We start from the raw sequence: 16,842 nt of genomic DNA, 5'->3' as shown, positions 1-16,842 counted from the left end.
GGCTCTCCGCCGCATCGGTGCCGTGTGCGGCACCGGTCCGGCATTCCGCCAGCCCGGGCATCGCCCAGGGCGCAACTGATTAGACATGGGGTGAGCTGTCATGATCAAAGTCAGGAACGCTCTCGTATCCGGGGTGATAGGGGCCTCCGCGCTCATCGTGCCCGCGACGGTGCCGGCTCAGCCCGCCGGCGCCGACACCGTCCCCATGGCCTCCACCGTCTCCACGGCCTCCACCCTCGTCTCGGCGGCGAAGCCCTGCTCGAAGCACAAGAATCCGGCCAGGTGCTACGCCCGGCACGGCAGCGGCGGTGGCGGTGGCGGCGGCGGCGGCATCAGCGACGACAGCGTAACCCGCGGCGGCAGCGGCGGCGGCATCGACAACTGACACGACGGCGCCAGCGCCGGACAGGCCGCCCGGCACCGGGCCCCCACCGCCCGGTGCCGGAAGTCATGCCTGCGCCCGGCCACGGCCAGGACCGGCGGCCCACCACCCGGTGCCGGACAACCGCCGGTGACCGGCCTCCGGCCGTGACCGCCCGCGCGGCGCGGCCCGTCACGGTCCGAGGGCCGCGATCCCCCTGACACGGTGACGATCCGCCAGGACGGTGAGCTGCCCGGGAGCCGGCCCTCCGGAACCGCCGGCCGCCTCTCCGCACCGGAGCATGACCGCACGGCCGGTCCCCGGCCGGCCCGGCCCGGCCGCCGGCCGACCCCCCCGCCCCACCATTCGGGCACGGCTCTCCTCATTCGGCAGGCCGTACCCTCACATGGCTGGATAACGTGCCTCATGCCCCCGAACTCGAATCGTCTCTACCAAGCGGTCCTCCGCGACAAGACCGCCCCCATCTCCCTCCGGCTCCGCCGTACCTTCGGAGACTGGCTCGTGACGAAGGGACTCCCCGCGCCGGAGCAGGGCAGGCCCTCTCAGGAGTTCGAGGCGGACGGCGTCAGGGCCCGCATGGACCGCAAAGTCGACTGCGGCCGGTATGTCCTGGAGGAGACCGGCGGGAGAGGGCCGCTGCGCACGCAGGTCACCTACGCGGAGTCGGTGGCCGGGATGACCGGCTGGGTGGTCGTCCGGGTCGAGGGGGACGGCGAGAGCCACGACGGGCACGCCCCGGACTTCGTCCAGGCGTACCTGCGTACCGCGCGGATCACCGACGGAGCGGTGCACCTGACGGACACCGCGGACGCGGTCGACGAGGACGGCGTCCACCGGCTGGTCCACCTGCTCGCCGAGCGCGACCGCCGGGTCCCGGTGATCGTCGTGTCGGCCGACCCACAGGATCCGCAGGGCGTCCGGGCCAGGGCCGAGCACCTGGCCGGTGCGGTCGCCGGGGCCGGCGTGGTCGTGCGTCTCGCCGACCTACGCGCCCAGGACCGCTTCAACGGGACGATGGGCTCCGAGCTCGGCGTGTTCGGCGCGGGCATCCGCACCTACGTGGCGCCCTTCGATCCGGCCGCCGAGTGCTACCCCTACCGGCACCGTCCGATGGGCGGCCCGATGCTCCGCAGACAGGGCGGTCAGGCCCTCGAACTGGTGGCGGGCGGCGCCATCGGCGAGACCGCCCGCCGTCCCCTCCCCGACGACCTCCAGCGCGCCTACCAGGTGGTCTCCAGGATCCTGGCGGGCAAGGCGCAGCCCGGCGACATCGCCGCGGCGGTGGCGCCGAGACCGGCGCCGGCCGGCTCGGCCCGGGAGGAGTTGCGCCGCCGGATGATGGCGATGACCGTCCGTCCCGGACCCGTCGCCGCGACGGCCGTGCCCGTCGAGGAGCCCGCCGTGGCCGCCGGGGCCGCCGGGGCTGCCGCGGGGCCGGAGGACGCCGCGGCCGCCACGGAGCCGGAGGACGCCGGGACCGGACGGCCCGCCTCCGAGGTGGCCGAGCTCGCCCAGGCGGTCGCCGCCGTCGTGGTCAAGGAGCTGCGGGGAGAGCTCGACGCGGCGCTCGACCTCACGGTCTCGTCGGCGGGGAACGGGACGGACAACAGGGAGATCCTGCGCCAGATGCGCACCCTCGGCGCGCGTGTCGATGGACTGCGCGATCTCATCGCCGTACGGCCGGGCCGCGACCGCCCTCCGGCCGGACCGGAGGGCGGCAACGGCCGTACGGCGGGCGAGATCGACCGGCTCCGCGCCGAGCACGAGATCCTCCAGCAGGAATACGCCGAGGCCGTCGCGGGCGCCCGCAAACTCCAGGAGCGGGTCCACTGGCTGGAGGCCAGGCTGGCCGAGGCCGGCCAGCCCGCCTTCGGCCTGTCCGCCGACAGGCCCGCGTTCGAGCCGACGAGTCTCATGGACGCCCTGAACATGGCCCGGGAGACGCTTGCCCACGTGGAGATCGGCGACACCGACACGGAGGCGGCGAAACTCGACCTCGCCTACCCCACGCTCGCGCGGGTCTGGGCCTCCAAGACCTGGGACGCCCTACGGGCGCTGGACGCGTTCGCGCGGGCCAGGTCGTCGGGCGAGTTCGCCGGCGGGTTCTTCGACTGGTGCAGGAGCGCCGCCCGGCTCACGATCCCGGCGGGGATGGTCGCCATGAGCGAGTCCCGGACCGTGAACACCAACGGCAAATACAGCATGAGGCGGACCTTCGCCGTCCCTCTGGAGGTGCACCCCTCGGGCAAGGTGCTGATGGAGGCACACATCAAGATCCGCAAAGGCGGCTGTCCGGCGCCCCGGATCCACTTCCACGACGACTCGGGCGGCAGCACCGGCAAGATCTGGATCGGCCACGTGGGCGACCATCTCCCCAACCCCCACACCAACTGATCCGCGACCCGAATCATCCGCGCGGCCCGGGCGGATCACGATTGGGGCATGCAGCCACATATGCGCTGGTAGAGAGGGTTTCCTTGGTACCCAGCCCGGATACGCGGCCCGGCAAGGGTGACCCGGGGGATCACCGTCGCGTAGTCAGCATGGGCCGCCGTGGGTTCACCGGTCTTCCTGGAATCACGTGCGGGCTCCGCCGTGCGCCTGCGGACATGGGGCTGGTTCACGGACGGGAGGCGTGACGGCCACGGAGTACGGGACGGAGTACGGGGTCGGTCCGGAGGTCGGCAGGCTCCGGAAGGTGATCGTTCACCGTCCGGGGCTGAGCCCGAAGCGGCTGACACCCTCCGGAAAGACGATCTGCTCTACGACGTGCTGCGGGTCCGCCGGGCGCAGCCTGTACGGCCTCTGCAGCCCGGTCGCGGCCCTCGCGTCCTACGGCAGGTCAGGGTGTCGCAGGCGATCCGACAGACGCCCCGAAGATGGGGCAAGGTCCTCTCGGGAGCCGCGGAGTCTGCAATGCTGAGGGCGGAAAAAACGTACCCCCGCACATACGTCGGGACCAGTATCCGAATACGCCCGGCGGAGAGGACAGCCCCCGTGCCCATCGCCTTCCCATACGCCGACGATGCCGAGCGCGAGCACGCCGAGCGGCTCGCCGCGGCGCGCCAGCAGCTCGCCCACGAGGGGATGCTCCACCCGACGTGGGAGGAGCTGACCGAGCAGGAGCGCGCGGACGCCATGGTGGACGCGGTCTGGTACCTACGGGCTGGGCGTCGAGCCGGACTGTACGGCTTCGACTCGGCCCGGCCGGCCATCACGGTGCGCGACACCAACGGGCAGCCGATCCCCCGCGAAGGCTACGAGGCCTTCCTGCGCACCTGGATCGAGAAGAACGGGACCGGGGACCGGCTCGCGCTGCTGGACGACACGGAGAGGTTCGTCGTGGCCGCGCTGCTGGACGAGCTGTGCGGCGTCTACCCCAAGGAGCAGCTCGGGCAGCTCGCCCGGGAGGTGGCGGTGAAGCTGAACGACCGGCGCGGCGCCTGACCGGCCTGCCAGGAGCGCGGAGCCCGGCGTCCTCCGACCGCAGCCGTACCCGCCTTGACCGCGGGAACTCGCCCGGCTCGGTGGCCGAGCCGGTCCCGGTCCGTGACCGAGCCGGTCCCGGTCCGTGGCCGGACAACGCCGGCACGTCTTGTCGCCTATCATTCGTAGTTGCAAACTACTCGCGATAAGAGGGTGGCATGGCGGTCGTTCTGGGGATCGAGACCTCGTGCGATGAGACCGGTGTCGGAATCGTGGCCGACGGGAGGCTCATCGGCGCCGCGCTGGCCTCCTCGATGGACGAGCACGCGCGCTACGGCGGAGTGGTGCCGGAGATCGCCGCCCGGGCGCACCTGGAGTCGCTGGTCCCGTGCGTGGAGGCCGCGTTCCGGCAGGCCGGGATCGGCCCCGCGGAGCTGGACGCGGTCGCCGTCACCTCGGGACCCGGCCTGGCGACCGCGCTGCAGACCGGCCTGGCCGCCGCGAAGGCCTACGCGCTCGCCTGGGACCGGCCGCTGTACGGCGTGCACCACCTGGCCGGGCACGTGGCCGCCGACACCCTGGAGCACGGTCCGCTGCCCCGGCGGTCCGTCGCGCTGATCGTGTCGGGCGGCCACACCTCGCTGCTGCTCCTCGGCGACCTGGCACGCGATCCGATCGTCCACCTCGGCGACACCCGCGACGACGCCGCGGGAGAGGCGTTCGACAAGATCGCGCGGATTCTCGGGCTCGCCTACCCCGGCGGTCCCGCCGTCGACAGGGCCGCACGGGACGGAGATCCCCGGGCGATCGACTTCCCCCGCGCGATGCTCGGCGCCGGCTACGACTTCTCCTTCTCCGGGCTCAAGAGCGCCGTCGCCCGGCACGTGGAGCGGGACGGTCCTGGGTTCTCGGTGCCGGACGTCGCCGCCTCCTTCCAGGAGGCCGTGGTCGACGTCCTGACCCGCAAGGCCGTCGACGCCTGCCGGGCCCACGGCGTGGACACGCTGGTGATCGTCGGCGGGGTCGCCGCGAACCACAGGCTCCGGCGGGTCGCCGCCGAGCGGTGCGGCGCCGCGGGCGTCACGCTGCGGATCCCGTCCCCGCGGCTGTGCACCGACAACGGCGCGATGATCGCCGCCGTGGGGGGTCTCCTGGTCGCCGCGGGCGCCCCGCCCTCCCCCTTCGACCTGGCCGCCGACCCCTCGGCCCCGCTGACCCGGGCCTCCCTCACCCCGGACCGTCTCTGACCCCGTCCGTGCGGCCCCTTTCCGGCGCTGATTCATCGCGGCCGCAGGGGAGCTCTTCCACGATCACGCGACTGCAGGCCCCTCACTCACCAGCCGTTCAAGAAGGCGGCAGTAGGCACCGCCGACTCGATGGCGTCCTCGAAGACCTTCTCGTGACGCACGGGGGACATGATCACTTTCCTTTCCTCGAGATCTGATTACCCTGAGCATCGACATGATTGCGGAATTCGGTCGAAGCCCTGCGAGAGGCCTGGCCGTACAGTGAAGATATGGGCATGTTGACTGTTGATCTGGACGCCAAGGCCGAGAAGGCGCTGAACGAGCTGACCTCCGACGGCCGTTCCGCAACCGAGGCCGTCCGCGAAGCGCTCGTCATCGCTCAGCGTCTCCACCGCATGGAGCTGGCCCGAGTCGCAGCCGAGAGGCTGGCCAACGATCCCGCCGACAGGGCCGAAGCAGAAGCAATCATGAAGGACACGGAGCACCTGCGTGCGTGGTGACGTGTATCGGCTGCGCGCCCCTCGTGACGCGATGGCCCATGAGCAACGAGGCGAGCGTTTCGCCGTGATCCTCCAGTCAGACTTCCTGACCCATCTCTCCACCGTGCTCATCGCCCCGACCTCGGCCAGTGCGCCTCCCGCGCCTTTCCGCCCCGAAGTCGAACTTCTCGGCAAGCAGACACGCATCATGGTCGAGCAGACCACGGCTGTCGCCCCTCACCGCCTGGGCGACTTCGCGGGACGCCTGGATCCAGTCGAGATCGAAGAGATCGATGACGCCCTGCACACCGTCCTCGGCATGCTCCAGTAGCGAAGACACGGAGCCGGTGAGCCCCCTCCCTTCTGTCATGACCTCACAACAAGCCGAAATCACGACAGAAGGGAGGATGGCAGCCTCAATGGCGGCGATCGAACTCGTCGGCCTTCACGCCGTTGAGGAAGGCGTCCCACTCGGCCGGGGTGAAGAACAGCTTGGGACCATGTCCCGGACTCAGCGGCTTGCAGACCTCGGTGTGGGGCTTCCCCCGGTCGAGCGGCCGATGGACGGCGACGGCTCGAAGTGTCGGCGGAGTGGATGAATGTTCACCCTCATGGACCGATGATCCGTCACCGGCAGACGGGCGCGCTCGGCGCGAACGGGGAAGCCGGATCTCGCCGATCCCCTCCGGACGGACGCCCGGCTGGACGGATCATCGATCTTGCCCCTCCTGCGCGCCGGAATGTCCAGCCTCGGTTGCGGCCGGCCCACGGAACGGCACGATGCGGAGACGTGAACGACAACGACCTTCTCAACCTCAACGACCGCAGGTTCGTCATGGTCAGCTCGACGGCGAGCGCGGTGGACCCGGACGGGCCCACCGAGTTCGCCTACCGGGAGTCCGGCGGGATCATCTGGGGCGACTACACCGGCGACACCGTGGTCCACGGGCGCTTCGTCGGCACCAGGGACGGCGACCGCCTGGAGATCACCTACGTCCACCTGCTCAAGAACGGCGAGCGCGCCGGCGGGCAGAGCGCCAGCCGCGCCGAGCCCCTCCCCGACGGCCGGCTGCGCCTGGTCGAGGAGTTCCAGTTCGCCGGGGACGACACGACGCACGTGAGCGTGTGCACCGAGGTCCTGCCGTCCTGACCGCCTGACGGGGAGCGCGCACCCGGGGCCGCCCCGCTCCGGGACGCGCCCCCACCGGACCGCCTTCCGGCGCTGCCGCCGGGGGGCAGGCCCGCGTGTCAGACGTCCTGCTGGAGTTGGGCGCGGCCCTCGGCCGCGCCCACGAAGCGCATCTTGCCCAGGGGCACCTCTCCCCCGGGGGCCGCGGCGGGGTCGGCGGGACGGCGGGGGGAGCGGCCGGGACCGCGGTCGCTCGGCAGGACGTAGGGGCGCTTGAGCACCTCGTCCAGGATGAAGACGGTCTCGGTGGCCTTGACCGCGGGGATGTTGGCCAGCCGCTCGGTCACCATGGCGTGCACGGCGGCGACGTCGGCCATCCGGACCTGGATCATCGCGTCGTGCTGGCCCGTCGTGATCGCGCAGTACTCCACCTCGGGCATCGCCGCGAGCTGGGCGCGGAACTGGCGCCACATCTGCTGCCGGACGGTCACGAAGATCAACGCGGTGATGCCGAGACCTGTGCGGACGTGGTCGATCTCCGCCGTGAACCGCTTGATCGCGCCGTCGGCGCGCAGCGCCTCGAAGCGCGTGTAGGCGTTGGCCCGGGAGATGCCGACCCGCTCGGCGAGAGCAGCCACGGAGATCCTGCCGTTCTCGCGCAGCACCTCAAGGATCTTCAGGTGTGTCGCGTCGAGCTCCAGGCCGATGCCGATCCGTCCAGGTTGACCGCCTTCCTGGGCCGCGTTCCTTGATATTTCGGTCATCTCCATACCCCTTATGCCAGATTCGTCTCAGCTTAACCCCATGAGCTGGACTTTTTGCCGGACAATCCTGGACGATCGGCGACCAAACGTCTACACGGCCCATTTTCGGAGGACACAGAATGGCGACCCGTTCACGGCGCCCCGGAGCGAAGGCAGCCCTGCTGCCGGTGCTGCTCACCGGCGCCCTCGCCCTTGCCGCCTGCTCCAGCGGCGGCTCGTCCACGACGTCCCAGAGCGGTGGCGGCACCGCCGCCGCCAAGACGCTCGTGATCGACACCTCCTTCGACCTCAAGACGGCCGACCCCGGGCGCACCTACGAGCCGACCGGCCTGATCATCGGTAAGGCGGCCTACGAGACCCTCCTCACCTTCGAGGGCTCCGACGTCACCAAGCCGGTGCCCGCCCTCGCCGAGTCGTTCGAACTGTCCGACGACGGCAAGGAGCTGACCCTCAAGCTCCGCCAGGGCGCCACCTTCGCCGACGGCTCGCCGGTCACCGCCGACGACGTCGTCTTCTCGCTGAACCGCGTGCGCGACATGAAGGGCACCCCGTCGTTCCTGCTCGACGGGGTGGAGGTGGCCAAGACCGGCGCGGACACGATCACGCTGACGTCGAAGAGCGCCAACCCCGCGCTGCCGTACATCCTGCCCAACCCCGCGCTGGGCATCCTCAACTCCAAGGTGGCCAAGGAGCACGGCGCCACCACGGACGCCGGCGACAAGGCCGAGCAGTACCTCAACTCCGCCTCGGCGGGCTCGGGTCCCTACACGATCGAGTCGTTCAACGTCAGCACCCAGGTCGTGCTCAAGGCGAACGCCAAGTACTGGGGCCCGGACAAGCCCGTCTACGACAAGGTCGTGCTCCGCAACGTCGAGGCCGCGACCCAGAAGCTCAACATCTCGCGTGGCGACAGCCAGGTCGCGCTGAACCTCTCCGGGGACCAGGTCGCCGGGATCACCGGTGACCTGACGGTCAAGAAGACGGCCTCGGCCAACGTGATCTTCCTGCTCGCCAACCAGAACCCCGCGGTCAGCAAGGTCACCTCCAACCCCAAGTTCGCCGAGGCCGTGCGGAAGGGCGTCGACTACGCGGGTCTGCTGGAGCTGGCCGGCGAGGGCTCGGTGCAGGCTCCCGGGGTGATCCCCTCGATGCTGCTGGGCGCGCTCCCGCCGGAGCAGGCGGCCAAGCGCGACATCGAGGGCGCCAAGGCGGCTCTCAAGGAGAGCGGCGTGGCCGACCCGACGGTCAAGCTGGAGTACCCCAGCGAGCTGACCGTCAACGGCCTGTCCTTCCAGCCGCTCGCCGAGCGGGTCCAGGCCAACCTCAAGGAGGTCGGCATCACCGTGGAGCTGGCGCCCGCGCCGATCACCACGGCCCTGGACAACTACCGCAACGGCAAGGAGGAGCTGGGCCTGTGGTACTGGGGTCCGGACTACCCCGACCCCAGCGACTACCTGTCCTTCCTACCGGGCAAGCTCGTGGGCCTGCGGGCCGGCTGGAAGGCCGGCGCCGACAAGGAGCTGGAGGCGGCCGGCGAGAAGGCGGCCACCACGATCGGCGACGAGGCCCGGAAGCAGGCCTACGTCGACGTGCAGACCAAGCTCAACGCCTCGGGCCCGTTCGTCCCGCTCATCCAGCCGAGCCAGAACATCGTGACGGCCAAGTCCGTCACCGGCCTGGAGTTCCACCCGGTGTGGACTGTCGATGTCGCCGACCTCAAGTAACGAGGACCTGAAGGAGGGTACGGCCCGGCGCAAGCCGCCGGGCCGTACCGGCCGCCGGAGTCCGCTGGTCCGCTTCCTGGCCCGCCGGGTGCTCACGGCGCTCCTGCTGGCGGTGGGCATCACGCTCGTCACCTTCGTCCTGACCAACATGGTCCCCGGCGACCCCGTCTCGGCCAACCTCGGCCAGCGGGCCCTGGGCGACCCGGCGATCGTCGCGCAGTGGCGGGCCGAGCACGGCCTGGACAAGCCGCTCCCCCAGCAGTACCTGCTGCACCTTCAGGGGGTCCTCCAGGGCGACCTCGGGACGAGCCAGCAGAGCCACCGCCCGGTCCTCGACGACCTGGCGGAGTCCGTGCCGGCCACGCTCGAACTGGCCGGCGCCGCGATCCTGATCTCCCTCGTGGCGGGTGTGGCCTTCGGCGTGATCGCGGCGCTGCGCCGGGACCGGCTCTCCGACCACGTGCTCCGGGTCATCAGCCTGATCGGCATCTCCGTGCCGACCTTCTGGCTGGCGCTGACGGCGTTCTACGTCTTCTTCTACCGGCTGCAGGTCACTCCGGGCAGCGGCCGGATCGATCCGGGCATGAGCCCGCCCCCGCAGGTCACCGGGCTGTACACGGTCGACTCCGCGCTGGCGGGGCAGTGGGACGTGTTCTCCTCGGCGGTCGGCCACCTCATCACCCCCGCGCTGGTGCTGGCCCTCTACACGATCGGCCTGCTGACCCGGTTCACCCGGTCGGCGGTGCTGGAGGTGCTGGGCCAGGACTACGTGCGCGCCGCGCGGGCCAAGGGCCTGCCGCCCCGGGTGATCCTGTTCCGCTACGTGCTGCGCTCGGCGCTGGTGCCGATCATCACGGTCGCGGGCCTGGCCTTCGGCAGCCTGCTGTCGGGAACCGTGCTCGTCGAGGCGATCTTCGCCTGGCCGGGCGTGGGCCAGTACGCCTACAAGAGCGCGACCACCCTCGACCTGCCCGCCGTGATGGGCGTCGGCCTGGTGGTGGGCGGGGTCTACCTCGTCATCAACCTGATCGTCGACGTGCTGTACGGCGTCATCGACCCCAGAGTGAGACTCCAGTGAAACTCCCCCAAGCATGGCGGCAGCCGCTGGCGATCGTCGGCGGGGTGATCGCGCTCGCCTGGATCGTGATCGCGCTGGCCGCCCCGCTGCTGGCGCCGCACGATCCGCTCGCCCAGGACCTGCCGCGGCTGGCCCCGCCCGGCCCGGGCCACTGGTTCGGCACCGACCAGCTCGGCCGCGACATCCTGAGCAGGGTGATGTACGGCGCGCGCCTGTCGATCCCGCTGACGCTGCTGCTGGTCGTGCTCTCGGTGCTGGTCGGCGGCCTGCTGGGCGCCTGCGCCGGATATTTCGGCAAGTGGGTCGACGAGACGATCATGCGGCTCGCCGACCTCGTCTTCGCCTTCCCCACCGTGATCCTGGCCATGGTCGTCGCCGCCGCGCTCGGCGCGAGCCTCACCAACGCCGTGCTCGCCGTACTCGTCGTCGCCTGGCCGGCCTACGCCCGCGTGACCCGCGGCCTGGTGCTGGGCGTGCGCGAGCGCGAGTTCGTGCTGAGCGGGCGACTGCTCGGCTTCTCCGCCTGGCGCTCGCTCCGGGTGGACGTGCTGCCGAACGTCACCGGGCCGATCCTGGTGCTGGCCACCCTCGACATCGGCACCGCGCTGCTGCTGCTGTCCGGCCTGTCCTTCCTCGGGCTCGGCGCCAAGCCCCCGTCCCCCGAGTGGGGCGCGATGGTCGCCTCCGGCGTGGAGGTCTTCGACAGCTGGTGGGTGGCGACCTTCCCCGGTCTGGCCATCCTGACCGTCGTGCTGGCCTTCAACTTCCTGGGCGACACGCTGCGCGACGCCCTCGACCCGCGGACGGCCCGCGCCATCAAGGAGCGTGCGCTGTGACCCTTCTGGCCATCTCCGACCTGAAGGTCTCCATCGGCGGCAGGGAGATCCTGCGCGGCGTCGACCTCGACCTGCGGGCCGGCCGTGTGCACGGTCTGGCCGGCGAGAGCGGCTCGGGCAAGACGATGACGGGCCTGGCCGTGCTGGGGCTGCTCCCGCACGGCGCCCGCACCACCGGCCGGATCGCCCTGGGAGAGCGCGACCTGCTCACGATGGCGCCCAAGGAGCTGAACACGGTGCGCGGCGGTGAGGTCGCCATGGTCTTCCAGGACCCGGCGACCAGCCTGCACCCGATGCTCTCGGTCGGCCGCCAGCTCACCGAGCACATGCGCCACCACCTGGGGCTCGACCGGAAACAGGCGCGGGCCAGGGCCGTCGAGCTGCTGGGCCAGGTGCGCATCCCCGGGCCCGAGGCGGCGATCGACCGCTACCCGCACCAGTTCTCCGGCGGCATGCGCCAGCGCATCGCGATCGCGATCGCCCTGGCCTGCTCGCCGAAGGTGCTCATCGCCGACGAGCCCACGACCGCTCTCGACGTGACCGTCCAGGCCGGCGTGCTGCGACTGCTGCGCGGCCTCTGCGACGACCTGGGCCTGGCCGTACTGCTCGTCACCCACGACCTCGGCGTGATGTCGGCGGTCGCCGACGAGGTGAGCGTGATGAAGGAAGGCCTGGTCGTGGAGACCGGACCGCGCGGCCAGGTGCTGCGCGAGCCGCGCCACCCCTACACCCGTGCCCTGCTGGAGTCGTTGCCCGGGGAGACCTCATGACACTGCTGATCGTGGACGACCTCGTCGTCGAGCATCGCACCCCGGGCCGCCCCCTGGTACGGGCGGTGGCCGGGGCCAGTCTGACCGTCGCGGCGGGCGAGGTCGTCGGGCTCGTCGGCGAGTCCGGATGCGGCAAGTCGACGCTGGCCCGCGCGGTGTGCGGGCTCAACCGGGCCGCCGCCGGGTCGATCACCTTCGAGGGGCGGCCGGTGACCCCGCTCGGCCTGCGCCGCAGGGACCGGGCACTGGCCGGGATCCAGATGGTGTTCCAGGATCCCTACGCCTCGCTGAACCCCCGGCGCCGGGTGGGCGCGCAGATCGCCGACGGGCTGCGTACGGCGGGCGACACCGTGACCGCCCCCGCCGACCTGCTGGAGCGGGTCGGGCTGCCCCGGGAGTTCGCCGCCCGCCACCCGCACGAGTTCTCCGGCGGCCAGCGGCAGCGGATCGCGATCGCCAGGGCGCTCGCCGCCCGGCCGAACCTGCTGATCGGCGACGAGCCGATCTCCGCGCTCGACGCCTCGGCACAGGCCCAGGTGGCCACGCTGATGCGGGACCTCGCGGTCTCCTCGGGCGCCGGCCTGCTGTTCATCAGCCACGACCTGTCGGTGGTACGGCTGATCGCCGACCGGATCGCGGTGATGTACCTCGGGAAGATCGTGGAGATGGGGCGGACCGCCGAGGTGTGGGCCGAGCCCCGTCATCCGTACACCAAGGCGCTGCTGGGCGCGATCCCCGCGCCCGACGGCGCCGGGGTGCTCCCGGCGGAGCTGTCCGGGGACGTGCCGGATCCGGCCGACCCGCCCCGCGGCTGCCGGTTCCACCCGCGCTGCCCGGTGGCGATGGACGTCTGCCGGGAGCGCGAGCCCGACTTCGGTCCCGTCGCGTGCTGGCTGCACGGGCCTGCATGATCGACGAGGTGCGCCGCAGGATGGTCGAGGAGGGGGTCGACGCCCTGGTGCTGCGCCCCTCTCCCGACTTCCGCTACCTGGGGGGCCAGGGCGAGGGGTATCTCGTCCTGGACCTCCACGGCCCGCCGGCGGCGGCGGCCGGACCGCTGGAGGCCGCGGCACTCATCCCCGCCTCCGCCCGCCGCGTCGGGGTGGACTCCGAGATGCGGGCCTGGGAGCTGTTCTCGCTACGGGTGGAGGCCGAGCTCGTGCTGGCCTCGGCCGTGCTCGCCCCGCTCCGGCTGCACCGGGGGACCGCGGAGGTCGCGGCGACGGAACGCGCCGCCTCCGCGGCGGACGCCGTCCTGCTCATGGCCCGCGAGCTGGCCTGGTTCGGCACCACCGAGCGCGCGATGGCGCGGCGGCTGTGGGCCATGATGGTCGAGACCGGGTGCGAGGAGGTGCTGTCGGTGCTCGTGGCGGCCGGCGAGCACAGCGCCGTCCCCCGGCACGTGCCGTGCGACCGCGTGATCAACCCGGGCGACGCGCTCCTGGTCTCGGTGTGCGGCAGATGGGGCGGCCACTGCTCGGAGGTGGCCCGCGTCTTCGCGGTGGCCGAGCCGCCGGAGGACTTCGAGGCGATGTACTCGGTCGTCCTGGCCGCGCAGCGCGCCGCCCTCGACTCGCTGCGGCCCGGCGTGCCGGCGGCGGAGGCCGGGCGGGCCGCCCGGGAGGTGATCGAGGGCAGCGGCTACGGCCACTACGCCGCGGAGCGGCCCGGCCGGGGCGTCGGCCTCGGCCACGACGAGGGCCCCTGGCTCGTCCCGGGCGACACGACGGTGCTCGCCGCCGGGATGACGGTCTGCGTCGAACCGGCGATCTACCTGCCCGAGCTGTTCGGCGCGCGGGTGGCCGACGTCGCGGTGTGCGCCCCCTCGGGGGCGCGCCGGCTCAGCGGCAGCTCGCAGGCCCTGCACGTCATCGACCACTGAGCCGGGCGGCCGGCGGGGGCGGGCGGCGGGCGGGCGCTCCGGATGATCAGTGAAGGGGGTCACCACTCCACGGCGTTCCCGTCAAGTACGAGCCCGAGCGGCGACCGCACCACGTCCGGGCTCCGCCACCCATCGCCGGGGAGGGCCGCGGGACCGGCACTCCCGGCGAGGTCGGCGCCGCCCCGCAGCTCGCGCCGGAGCTCCAGGGCGTGATGCAGGTAGTTCTGTGCCAGCCGGGTACGGCCCGCCGACCGGTGCAGCTCGCCGAGTGTCTGGACCGTGGCCGCCTCCCCGCTCCGGTCGCCGAGCCGCTGGAAGATCAGCAGCGACCGCTCCAGCTTGTCGGAGGCGTGCGACCGGTCGCCGCGGACGACCTGGAGCCCGCCCAGGTTCTGCATCGCGTAGGCCCCGCAGTGGAGATCACCGAGACCTTCGAAGATGTCCAGCGCGCGTCCCTGGAAGCGCATCGCCCGATCGGGCTCGGCCACCAGGGCGTGGAAGCGTCCGAGCTGCATGGACACGCAGCCCTCCCGGTGGGGGTCGCCGAGCCGCCGGGCCAGCCCCAGCGCCTCGCCCAGCCATCTGGACGCCTGGTGCAGGTTGCCGGAGGCCAGGCAGACCCGCCCGATCGCCTGCCGCGCGTAGGCCTCGCCGCTCTGATCGCCCATGGCCAGGAACATGGCCAGAGCCTGCCGGAAGTAGGTCAGCGCCCTGAGATGCTCGCCGCAGAACTGGTTGACCGCCCCGAGCCCGCAGATCGAGGTCGCCTCGCCCCGGGCGTCCCCCAGCTCGTGGAAGATCGTGAGGGCTCTGCGGAACATCTCCGTCGCCTCGGCGTAGCGGTCCTGGTAGAGGCACACCTGGGCGAGGCCGCGGAGCATGGCCGCCTCGCCGTGACGGTCCTGTGCCAGGCGCGCGGCCTCAAGGGCGACCCGGTGGGTGGACTGCCACTCCTCGAAGTGGCAGCGCAGGTCGTAGTAGGGGACGAGGGCCGCGGCGAGCCCCCACGCCGACTCGGCCAGCCCCGCGTCGGCGGCCAGGCGCACCGCCCCCACGAGCGTGTCGTGCTCGGCGTCCAGCCACGACAGCGGGTCGGCGGTCAGGCGCCCGAGGGTGTCGGCGGGCAGGTTCCAGCGGGTGGCCCCGGCCGCGGACAGGCTGAAGAGCGTGGTCGGCAGCCGCGCCGTGGCGCTCTCGGCGGTGGCCATCCAGGCCCCGAGCACCCTGATGAGGGCGTTCCGCTCCAGGAGGCCGCCGGCCTTCTCCCTGGCGTTGCAGCGGACCAGGTCGTGCAGCCGGTAGCGCGGCTGGCCGATCGGGTCGGTGCCGACCAGCCGGAGCAGGTTCACATCGACCAGGACGTCCGTCACGTCGTCGGCCCGGTGCCGGTCCAGCGCGGCGTCGACCACCCAGCCGGGCAGGGACTGCGGGCCCAGCAGGCCCAGCGCCCGCAGGGCCAGGGCCGCGTCGTCGGGCAGCAGCCGGTAGCTCCGGTCGAGGCTGACCCGCACCTCCAGGTCGCCGGCCCGCAGCTCGCCGAGCCGGTTCGACTCGTCGTCCAGCCGCCGCCCCAGCACCTCCAGCGACCAGCCGGGCCGCCCCGCCAGCCGCGCTCCGGCGATCCTGACGGCGAGCGGCAGGTATCCGCAGGAGCGGAGGATCGCCACGGCGGCCTCCCGCTCCCTCTCCAGCCGCTCCGGGCCCACGATCCTGCCCAGGAACTCCTCCGCCTCGCCGGGCGGCAGGACGTCCAGTTCGAGCCGGAGGGCGCCGGGCAGCTCCGTGATCCGCCGCCGGCTCGTCACGAGCACCGCGCAGCCGCTGCCGGGCAGCAGCGGCCGCACCTGGGCGGCGCCGGCGGCGTCGTCGAGGACGACGAGCATCGGGCGTCCGGCCAGCAGGGACCGGTACAGGGCGGAGCGTTCGCGCACGGTGGCCGGCAGGCCGGCCTCGCCGACCCCCAGCGCCCGCAACGCCTCGGCCAGCAGCTCACCCGGGTCGGCCGGGACCGGCTCGGTCCCGCCGAGGTCCAGGTAGAGCTGCCCGCCCGGATATCCGGCCCGTACGGCGTGCGCGCAGTGCACCGCCAGTGCCGACTTGCCCACGCCCGGCGCCCCCATCACCACGACGATCAGGGGCGGCCCGTCCGGCGGGCGCTCCACGGGGGACAGCGCCCGGGTGAGGACGGCGACGGCCTCGGCCCGGCCGGTGAAGTCCGGCACGTCCGGGGGGAGCTGGTGGGGGGTGGAGACGGCCGCCGCGACGGGCGGTGGGGGGTGCGGCACGGCCGCGACGGCGGGCGGGAGGGCGGGCCCGGCCACGGCGGGCGGGGGCTCGCCCGCCAGGACAGCCGCGTGCGCCCGGCGCAGGTCCGCGCCGGGTTCGATCCCGAGCTCGGCGACCAGCTGCCGCCGGACCGTGGTGTAGGCGTGCAGGGCCTCGGCCTGCCGTCCGCTCCAGTGCAGGGCGAGCATCAGCCGCTGCCAGAGGTCCTCCCGGAAGGGATGCTCCTTCAGCAGCCCGCGCAGCTCGCCGATCGCGTCAGTGTACTCGCCCCGGGCCATCCTCAGGGCGATCAGCTCTTCGGCGGCGGCGAGCCGTACCTCCGCCAGCGCCTGCAGCCGCCCGTCCCAGAGCGGGCTGGCCGGCAGGTCGGCCAGCGGGGTGCCGTGCCACAGCGCGAGCGCCCGGCGGAGCCGGTCGAAGGACTCCTCCGTACGGCCGGCCGCGCGCGCCCCGGCGATCAGGTCCTCGAACAGCAGCGCGTCGAGCTGGCCGGTCGACAGCTCGATCACGTAGCCGGGCGGCCGGGCCTGGATCCGGGCACCGGCCGCCTCCAGCACGCCGCGCAGCGAGCTCACGTAGGTGCGGATGTTGGCGTGGGCGGAGCGCGGCCGGTGCCGGGGCCACAGCACCTCGGCGAGCAGGTCCGCGCCGACCACACGGTTGGCGTCGAGCAACAGCGATGCCAGCAGGATTCGGGGTTTCGTGCCGGCGATGCGGAGGGAGCGTCCCGAGGTCCGGACGTCCAAACCACCGAGCACGCTGAATGTGGGCTGATCAACCACCATGACCGCACTTACTCCTCGTATGGAGGCGCTGCAACCATTCATCGGGTTGTGTGC

Annotated in this window: 16 protein-coding genes; 13 read left to right on the top strand and 3 right to left on the bottom strand. The window is 72.6% G+C overall.

The window, feature by feature from the left end:
• The first annotated feature begins 100 nt into the window (after positions 1 to 100).
• The 6 genes from J2S55_RS34400 to J2S55_RS34375 all read left to right on the top strand — a co-directional run bounded on the left by J2S55_RS34400 (position 101) and on the right by J2S55_RS34375 (position 5,865).
• Positions 101 to 385: a hypothetical protein gene (locus tag J2S55_RS34400; protein WP_306869494.1), complete on the top strand. Its 285-nt coding sequence runs from the start codon at positions 101 to 103 to the stop codon at positions 383 to 385.
• A gap of 402 nt (positions 386 to 787) precedes the next feature.
• The gene (locus J2S55_RS34395) at positions 788 to 2,776 is read left to right on the top strand and encodes a hypothetical protein (RefSeq protein WP_306869492.1); all 1,989 of its coding nucleotides are present in this window, start codon (positions 788 to 790) and stop codon (positions 2,774 to 2,776) included.
• A gap of 603 nt (positions 2,777 to 3,379) precedes the next feature.
• Positions 3,380 to 3,829: a hypothetical protein gene (locus J2S55_RS34390; RefSeq protein WP_306875923.1), complete on the top strand. Its 450-nt coding sequence runs from the start codon at positions 3,380 to 3,382 to the stop codon at positions 3,827 to 3,829.
• 197 nt (positions 3,830 to 4,026) lie between these two features.
• The gene (gene tsaD, locus J2S55_RS34385) at positions 4,027 to 5,055 is read left to right on the top strand and encodes a tRNA (adenosine(37)-N6)-threonylcarbamoyltransferase complex transferase subunit TsaD (protein WP_306869490.1); all 1,029 of its coding nucleotides are present in this window, start codon (positions 4,027 to 4,029) and stop codon (positions 5,053 to 5,055) included.
• A 269-nt stretch (positions 5,056 to 5,324) separates the two neighbouring features.
• A complete protein-coding gene (locus J2S55_RS34380; RefSeq protein WP_306869487.1) occupies positions 5,325 to 5,555 on the top strand; it encodes a hypothetical protein in 231 nt (76 codons plus the stop codon).
• Between the two features lie 31 nt (positions 5,556 to 5,586).
• The gene (locus J2S55_RS34375) at positions 5,587 to 5,865 is read left to right on the top strand and encodes a type II toxin-antitoxin system PemK/MazF family toxin (protein WP_306875699.1); all 279 of its coding nucleotides are present in this window, start codon (positions 5,587 to 5,589) and stop codon (positions 5,863 to 5,865) included.
• A gap of 85 nt (positions 5,866 to 5,950) precedes the next feature.
• Here J2S55_RS34375 and J2S55_RS48415 read toward each other — a convergent pair whose 3' ends face one another.
• A complete protein-coding gene (locus J2S55_RS48415) occupies positions 5,951 to 6,049 on the bottom strand; it encodes a DUF397 domain-containing protein (RefSeq protein WP_370879804.1) in 99 nt (32 codons plus the stop codon).
• 275 nt (positions 6,050 to 6,324) lie between these two features.
• Here J2S55_RS48415 and J2S55_RS34370 point away from each other — a divergent pair, with 275 nt between their 5' ends.
• Positions 6,325 to 6,684: an avidin-fold protein gene (locus J2S55_RS34370; protein ID WP_306869484.1), complete on the top strand. Its 360-nt coding sequence runs from the start codon at positions 6,325 to 6,327 to the stop codon at positions 6,682 to 6,684.
• A gap of 98 nt (positions 6,685 to 6,782) precedes the next feature.
• On the opposite strand, the gene J2S55_RS34365 is transcribed toward J2S55_RS34370, so the two are convergent.
• A complete protein-coding gene (locus tag J2S55_RS34365) occupies positions 6,783 to 7,427 on the bottom strand; it encodes an Lrp/AsnC family transcriptional regulator (protein WP_306869482.1) in 645 nt (214 codons plus the stop codon).
• Between the two features lie 119 nt (positions 7,428 to 7,546).
• Between J2S55_RS34365 and J2S55_RS34360 the strand changes: the two genes are divergently transcribed.
• From J2S55_RS34360 to J2S55_RS34335, 6 genes are read left to right on the top strand one after another with little or no spacing between them, the layout of a single operon-like run.
• Positions 7,547 to 9,151: an ABC transporter substrate-binding protein gene (locus tag J2S55_RS34360; protein WP_306869481.1), complete on the top strand. Its 1,605-nt coding sequence runs from the start codon at positions 7,547 to 7,549 to the stop codon at positions 9,149 to 9,151.
• Entirely contained in the window at positions 9,132 to 10,229 is a 1,098-nt protein-coding gene (locus tag J2S55_RS34355; protein ID WP_306869479.1) for an ABC transporter permease, read from the top strand. The genes J2S55_RS34360 and J2S55_RS34355 overlap by 20 nt, the downstream gene beginning before the upstream one ends.
• The gene (locus J2S55_RS34350; protein WP_306869476.1) at positions 10,226 to 11,065 is read left to right on the top strand and encodes an ABC transporter permease; all 840 of its coding nucleotides are present in this window, start codon (positions 10,226 to 10,228) and stop codon (positions 11,063 to 11,065) included. The genes J2S55_RS34355 and J2S55_RS34350 overlap by 4 nt, the downstream gene beginning before the upstream one ends.
• A complete protein-coding gene (locus J2S55_RS34345) occupies positions 11,062 to 11,835 on the top strand; it encodes an ABC transporter ATP-binding protein (RefSeq protein ID WP_306869473.1) in 774 nt (257 codons plus the stop codon). The genes J2S55_RS34350 and J2S55_RS34345 overlap by 4 nt, the downstream gene beginning before the upstream one ends.
• Positions 11,832 to 12,746: an ABC transporter ATP-binding protein gene (locus tag J2S55_RS34340; RefSeq protein ID WP_306869470.1), complete on the top strand. Its 915-nt coding sequence runs from the start codon at positions 11,832 to 11,834 to the stop codon at positions 12,744 to 12,746. The genes J2S55_RS34345 and J2S55_RS34340 overlap by 4 nt, the downstream gene beginning before the upstream one ends.
• Positions 12,722 to 13,717: a M24 family metallopeptidase gene (locus tag J2S55_RS34335; RefSeq protein ID WP_306869467.1), complete on the top strand. Its 996-nt coding sequence runs from the start codon at positions 12,722 to 12,724 to the stop codon at positions 13,715 to 13,717. The genes J2S55_RS34340 and J2S55_RS34335 overlap by 25 nt, the downstream gene beginning before the upstream one ends.
• Before the next feature lie 59 nt (positions 13,718 to 13,776).
• Here the strand turns inward: J2S55_RS34335 and J2S55_RS34330 are convergent, their stop codons facing one another.
• A complete protein-coding gene (locus tag J2S55_RS34330; protein ID WP_306869465.1) occupies positions 13,777 to 16,788 on the bottom strand; it encodes an AfsR/SARP family transcriptional regulator in 3,012 nt (1,003 codons plus the stop codon).
• Positions 16,789 to 16,842 lie beyond the last annotated feature (54 nt).

The sequence above is a fragment of the Streptosporangium brasiliense genome (assembly GCF_030811595.1).
Classification (GTDB): domain Bacteria; phylum Actinomycetota; class Actinomycetes; order Streptosporangiales; family Streptosporangiaceae; genus Streptosporangium; species Streptosporangium brasiliense.
This window is presented reverse-complemented; position numbering and strand designations above follow the sequence as displayed.

Bases quoted from the DNA above. Each gene is read 5' to 3' on its own strand.
- J2S55_RS34365 (WP_306869482.1), bottom strand. From the start codon at position 7,427: ATGACCGAAATATCAAGGAACGCGGCCCAGGAAGGCGGTCAACCTGGA.
- J2S55_RS34375 (WP_306875699.1), top strand. From the start codon at position 5,587: ATGGCCCATGAGCAACGAGGCGAGCGTTTCGCCGTGATCCTCCAGTCA.
- tsaD (WP_306869490.1), top strand. From the start codon at position 4,027: ATGGCGGTCGTTCTGGGGATCGAGACCTCGTGCGATGAGACCGGTGTC.
- J2S55_RS34380 (WP_306869487.1), top strand. From the start codon at position 5,325: ATGGGCATGTTGACTGTTGATCTGGACGCCAAGGCCGAGAAGGCGCTG.
- J2S55_RS34355 (WP_306869479.1), top strand. From the start codon at position 9,132: ATGTCGCCGACCTCAAGTAACGAGGACCTGAAGGAGGGTACGGCCCGG.
- J2S55_RS34330 (WP_306869465.1), bottom strand. From the start codon at position 16,788: ATGGTGGTTGATCAGCCCACATTCAGCGTGCTCGGTGGTTTGGACGTC.
- J2S55_RS34360 (WP_306869481.1), top strand. From the start codon at position 7,547: ATGGCGACCCGTTCACGGCGCCCCGGAGCGAAGGCAGCCCTGCTGCCG.
- J2S55_RS34400 (WP_306869494.1), top strand. From the start codon at position 101: ATGATCAAAGTCAGGAACGCTCTCGTATCCGGGGTGATAGGGGCCTCC.
- J2S55_RS34395 (WP_306869492.1), top strand. From the start codon at position 788: ATGCCCCCGAACTCGAATCGTCTCTACCAAGCGGTCCTCCGCGACAAG.
- J2S55_RS34340 (WP_306869470.1), top strand. From the start codon at position 11,832: ATGACACTGCTGATCGTGGACGACCTCGTCGTCGAGCATCGCACCCCG.